The following is a 5,108-nucleotide window of genomic DNA, read 5'->3' as shown; positions in this document are numbered from 1 at the left end:
CAAAATTTTGGCGGATTCGCTCAATGCTTCTTGAGGCGTCAGACTACCATTAGTCCAGATTTCGAGGATCAGACGATCTTTTTCAACTGCGCCATCGATCCGCACATCTTCGGTAGTGTAGTTAACCTGGGTAACAGGCATAAATACAGCATCGATTTGGAGCAGATCCATTGCTAGACCTTGTTCGCGAAATTTGTCAACCGATCGATAGCCTTTGCCACGTTCGATCCGAAACTCCATTTCCAATTTGCCACCATCAGCGACGGTAGCTACATATTGGTTGGGATCGACAACTTCTACTTCTGAAGGTAATTCAAAATCAGCAGTTGTGACTTCGGCTGGCCCAGTGACATTCAATCGACCGATTTGCGGTTGAGAGGTGTAACTTTTGAGTTTGATTTCTTTCATGTTCAGCAGTAGTTCTAAAACATCCTGCCGGACACCGACTAAACTTGCAAACTCATGGTTGACCGTACCGGGTTTCACGCCAGTTTTTTCGTCTTTGATTAATCCAGCGACTCTTACCGCAGTAATACATGTCCCTTCTAAGTTGGACAGGAGTACCCGTCGGAGTGAGTTGCCGATAGTTGTCCCTTGACCTCGATCGAGAGGTTCCAGGATAAACTTACTATATTGACTTTGATTTGACTCGGTCTTAGACTCGACACACTCGATCTGAAACTGCGCCACAGAGTGACCTCCCTACCCAGTTTGTACTTACATTTGACTTTTGACAGAATTACCGCTTGGTAGCTGGTAAGACTTTTCTAACCTAACAAGTTATAATTCCCACTCCCGGCTACTCGCTATTGCCAATGCCGTTTGCTGAACTATAACTTCGCAATTACTCTATACTCTGCGTCGTTTGGGGGGACGGCAGCCGTTGTGAGGAATTGGAGTGACATCGCGAATGAGGGTGATTTCTAACCCTGCACCTTGGAGGGCGCGAATTGCTGTCTCGCGACCCGCACCAGGCCCGCTGACCATCACTTCAAGCTGACGCATCCCTTGATCCATCGCGCGTTTGCCAGCACTTTCAGCGGCTGTCTGGGCGGCAAAGGGAGTACCTTTTTTCGCGCCTTTGAAGCCACTAGATCCGCTGGAAGCCCAGGAGATCGTATCTCCATTAGCATCAGAGATCGTGACGATCGTATTGTTGAAGGTGGACGGGATATAAGCGACGCCGTTAGGAACATTGCGCTTTTGCTTTTTAGGGCCAGTCTTTTTACTAGGTTGTCGAGCCATGTCGGTCTATGTATTGGAAAATGTCAATGAGGTAATCGATATAAATATCAACTGCGGTCTATGTTTGGCGCGATCGGCATTCCACTAGATTGCGGAAGTATCGATCGACGCATGGCGATTTGAGAAGTCTCCAGCGGTCGATAGCAATGGTCGGACTTTTGGCACTCGATCGGACTATAATCTGCTGGTAGTATAGCCATCAGCGCTAATCTCAATGTTTGCCATCGGTCTAAATCGGTTGCGGGCAGGAGCTATAGACACGCTAATTGGCGAGGAGTAACGTCTCGATCGATTGCCCACATGTTTGTGGAGATAAAGATCTGAAGCTACTAATCGCCAATTGGCTGTTAGGTTGCCACAACCATCGAACCATGCTATTTCTTGCCGGGAGCTTTCTTCTTCCCTGCGACTGTGGCGCGACGACCGCGACGGGTGCGGGCGTTGGTGCGCGTGCGTTGACCGCGAACGGGTAATCCCATCCGGTGTCTGCGTCCGCGATAGGAGCCGATATCTACCAATCGCTTGATGTTCATCGATTCCCAGCGACGGAGGTCGCCTTCGATCTGGTAGTCACCTTCGACGCGCTCCCGGAGGAGTGCCACGTCAGATTCGGATAAATCCTTAACTCGCGTATCCGGATTTACACCTGTTTTTGCTAATACTTCCTTGGCTCTGGTTAGACCAATGCCAAAGATGTATGTCAGACCGATTTCCACGCGTTTGTCGCGAGGTAGGTCTACACCTGCTATCCGTGCCACACTTGTTTCTCCACTATACTTTGCTCTTGAGATGGGCGATCGACGATCGAACAAAGTCTGGCTTGGGACTAAAGCAACTCGCCCACAGCCAGAGTTTTCTCGCGATCGCTTTCGATCTAGACATAACTCTCGATGACTAACTAGCAACCTGGACTAGTCATCTAACCTTGTCTTTGTTTATGTTTCGGGTTGGCACAAATCACCATTACCCGGCCACGTCTACGAATGACGCGACACTTTTCACAAATCTTTTTGACAGACGCTCGGACTTTCATGTCAATTTGGTCAACACTGCAAGCTTAATATTATAACATTTTTCAATTAATTGTCAGTAGTAATTACGCGACAACTTTGCCATCAGCCGCTCGACTAGATCGAAATCGGACTAAAAATAGCGGCATGAGGCTCTGATGCAACTATTTTTAATTCCGTATTGCTAGACCTATAGCTGTTTGTGGCGATCGCCAGCGGTAACAGTTCGACTTATTTTTTATTCCGCAGTCGGTAAGTGATGCGCCCTTTACTCAGATCGTAAGGAGTGAGTTCGCATTTGACGCGATCTCCAGGAAGGATTTTAATATAGTTACGACGAATTTTACCAGAGATATGAGCTAGGACATTAAACCCATTGTCGAGATCGACTCGAAACATAGCATTGGGCAAGGATTCTGTCACCGTGCCCTCCATTTCAATCAAATCTTGTTTAGACAAGTAATATTTACCTCAAAGATGATGTTTGTCATGACTTGGATATTGACAACAACGATCGCCAAATCCAACGTCTCTTTCTATTTTAACAGGGGCTAGGAAATTGGCGGTGATGCACAAAGGCGATATATATCGGCAATCGGGGCATCGGTAAGTGCCAGTTGCCCTCGCATTGGCACTTACCTGTGCTCCGATTGGGTAATTGTCAAGCAATCAGTGCGGTTAACTGCTCGGTGACTGCGGTTAATTCACAATCGCCATTCACCTCATGGAAAAAGCCCTGTCGCTGGTAGTAATCGATCAGCGGGGCTGTTTGCTGGTCGTAGACAACTAACCGCCTACGAATGACATCCTCGGTGTCATCTGGGCGATTTTGAACCGTAGCTCGTTCGAGTAATCTCACGACCAATCGCTCTTGAGGGACATGGAGATTAATTGCCTTGTCATATTTTTGACCGATTTGGGCGAGTAATCCATCCAAAAATTCTGCTTGAGCGACATTGCGGGGAAACCCATCTAAAATCCAGCCAGTCTCGATCGCATCAGTTTGGCTCAAGCGACCGCGAATCATGTCCAGCAGCAGCGCATCGGGGACTAACTCGCCTTTATCCATATAGGATTTAGCTTGTTGTCCCAGCGCGGTCTGTTCTTTAACTTCCGCACGCAAAATATCCCCCGTGGAAATGTGGGGGATACCACATGAAGTGGCAAGGATTTGGGCTTGAGTGCCTTTACCCGCACCTGGGGCACCGAGAAAAATGAGTCGAGTCATGGAAGTGGAGAGTGGAGAGTGGATAGTGGATAGCGATTCGCGCACGCCTCTGTTCCCCGAAGGTTTAGCGCGATTCTCTTTCAGAGAGGCTCCGCCAACGAGGCAGTGGATAGTGGGGTGTGAGTAGTATGGACAGTGGGCGGATTAATTAGAATTAATCGCTATCCACTATCCACTAATCACTATCCACTAATCTTTATTGTTTACCATCCCTTCATAGCGTTGCGAGATTACCAGGGTTTGAATCTGTTTGGCAGTATCGATCGCGACACTCACCAAAATCAGTAGCGAAGTTGCGCCAAAACCCTTAAAAGTACTCACCCCGAGCGAACTTTCGATCGCTGTCGGGACAGTAGCGACAATGCCTAAAAATAGCGCACCGAGTAAAGTCAGTCGCGAGAGGATCCCCTCAATATACTTACTCGTCGCTACCCCAGGTCGAATACCGGGAATACTTGCACCCATTTTCTTGAGGTTTTGCGCCATATCCACAGGATTGACAACTAACGAACTGTAGAAATAGCTAAAAAAGACAATCAAGACCACGTAGAATGCCACATGCGCTGGCTGACCGGGAGCCAAAAAGTTAGCGACTTGCGTGACCCAAGTGGTAACAGGGCTATTACCCGCATTGGTACCGACAAAGGATGCTAAAGCACTCGGTAAGACCAATACCGAAGACGCAAAAATAATCGGCATGACCCCACCTTGGTTGAGGCGGAGGGGCAGATAGCTAGTCCGTTCGCGTTGGATTCTGCGTCCGACTTGACGACGAGCAGAAATAATCGGAATCCGGCGGGTGCCTTCTTGTACGAACACAATCCCCACCGTCATGACGATAAAGACCAGTAATAGCGCTACTGTTCGAGTCAAGATCGAACTGTCACCACTTTGGGCGAGATCGATCGTATCCTTGAGAGAGGTAGGTAAAACAGCTACGATGTTTAAGAAAATCAATAGTGAAGCACCGTTCCCAATGCCGCGCTCGGTAATCAGTTCGGAAATCCACATCACAAACATCGAACCCGCCGTCAATGCCAACACCGTACCGATGACAAAGGCAATACCCTGATGTCCGGGGAGAGTATATTTTTGTAGCCATTGGGAAATCCCAAAGCTGTAAATTAGTGCCCAACCCACAGCAACATAACGGGTGATTTGGGAGATCTTCCGGCGTCCGGCTTCGCCTTCTTCCTTTTGCAGTTTTTCGAGAGCGGGCAGTGCTGTGGTGAGCAACTGAATGATAATCGAAGCGTTAATATACGGAATAATCCCCAAGGCAAAAACGCCGACGGTGGATAATGCACCCCCAGAGAAAATATCTAAAAAGCCAATCGTCGGGCTATTTTTAATACTCTCTGCAAAGGCGACTCGATCGATCCCTGGAATCGGTACGAAGGTACCTAACCGCGCTAAAATCAGCAATCCGAGGGTGACTAAAACTCGACCTCTCAAACCCGCCGCTTGAGCCATCTGTACGAATGTCTCTTGGGGGGATGGGGCTTTTTCTCTACTAGCGTCCATCTAAAGTTACCTCTGAAAATTTATTTAATGTCAAGGTTGAAATATAAAGAACTGTTACCGTTATGAATTCAAGTATACAATTCTCCAGTTAGTTCTGGGAT

At 48.0% G+C, this 5,108-nt stretch carries 8 protein-coding genes; all 8 read right to left on the bottom strand.

Annotated features, from left to right (window positions below; all coding sequences use genetic code 11):
* Positions 1 to 690: DNA-directed RNA polymerase subunit alpha (gene rpoA, locus RMO52_RS12140; RefSeq protein WP_310414450.1), on the bottom strand; the 690-nt coding region annotated here is incomplete at its 3' end.
* Between the two features lie 159 nt (positions 691 to 849).
* Positions 850 to 1,245, bottom strand: coding sequence for a 30S ribosomal protein S11 (rpsK, locus tag RMO52_RS12135; RefSeq protein ID WP_310414447.1), 396 nt, complete (start codon positions 1,243 to 1,245; stop codon positions 850 to 852).
* Between the two features lie 47 nt (positions 1,246 to 1,292).
* Positions 1,293 to 1,445, bottom strand: coding sequence for a hypothetical protein (locus tag RMO52_RS12130; RefSeq protein WP_309738366.1), 153 nt, complete (start codon positions 1,443 to 1,445; stop codon positions 1,293 to 1,295).
* Positions 1,446 to 1,619: 174 nt separating this feature from the next.
* Positions 1,620 to 2,003: a 30S ribosomal protein S13 gene (rpsM, locus tag RMO52_RS12125; protein WP_309738365.1), complete on the bottom strand. Its 384-nt coding sequence runs from the start codon at positions 2,001 to 2,003 to the stop codon at positions 1,620 to 1,622.
* Between the two features lie 161 nt (positions 2,004 to 2,164).
* Positions 2,165 to 2,278, bottom strand: a complete 114-nt coding sequence (gene rpmJ, locus RMO52_RS12120) for a 50S ribosomal protein L36 (RefSeq protein WP_015161734.1) — start codon at positions 2,276 to 2,278, stop codon at positions 2,165 to 2,167.
* Positions 2,279 to 2,486: 208 nt separating this feature from the next.
* Positions 2,487 to 2,714, bottom strand: a complete 228-nt coding sequence (infA, locus tag RMO52_RS12115) for a translation initiation factor IF-1 (RefSeq protein ID WP_295616782.1) — start codon at positions 2,712 to 2,714, stop codon at positions 2,487 to 2,489.
* Positions 2,715 to 2,916: 202 nt separating this feature from the next.
* On the bottom strand, positions 2,917 to 3,483 hold the full coding sequence (locus RMO52_RS12110; protein ID WP_309738362.1) for an adenylate kinase: 567 nt from the start codon (positions 3,481 to 3,483) through the stop codon (positions 2,917 to 2,919).
* Between the two features lie 189 nt (positions 3,484 to 3,672).
* On the bottom strand, positions 3,673 to 5,007 hold the full coding sequence (gene secY, locus RMO52_RS12105) for a preprotein translocase subunit SecY (RefSeq protein ID WP_309738361.1): 1,335 nt from the start codon (positions 5,005 to 5,007) through the stop codon (positions 3,673 to 3,675).
* Positions 5,008 to 5,108 lie beyond the last annotated feature (101 nt).

Origin of the sequence: Chamaesiphon sp. OTE_8_metabat_110 (assembly GCF_031382685.1) — a bacterium.
Taxonomy (GTDB): Bacteria; Cyanobacteriota; Cyanobacteriia; order Cyanobacteriales; family Chamaesiphonaceae; genus Chamaesiphon.
This window is presented reverse-complemented; position numbering and strand designations above follow the sequence as displayed.

Bases quoted from the DNA above. Each gene is read 5' to 3' on its own strand.
- RMO52_RS12110 (WP_309738362.1), bottom strand. From the start codon at position 3,483: ATGACTCGACTCATTTTTCTCGGTGCCCCAGGTGCGGGTAAAGGCACT.
- rpsK (WP_310414447.1), bottom strand. From the start codon at position 1,245: ATGGCTCGACAACCTAGTAAAAAGACTGGCCCTAAAAAGCAAAAGCGC.
- rpmJ (WP_015161734.1), bottom strand. From the start codon at position 2,278: ATGAAAGTCCGAGCGTCTGTCAAAAAGATTTGTGAAAAGTGTCGCGTC.
- secY (WP_309738361.1), bottom strand. From the start codon at position 5,007: ATGGACGCTAGTAGAGAAAAAGCCCCATCCCCCCAAGAGACATTCGTA.
- RMO52_RS12130 (WP_309738366.1), bottom strand. From the start codon at position 1,445: ATGGCTATACTACCAGCAGATTATAGTCCGATCGAGTGCCAAAAGTCC.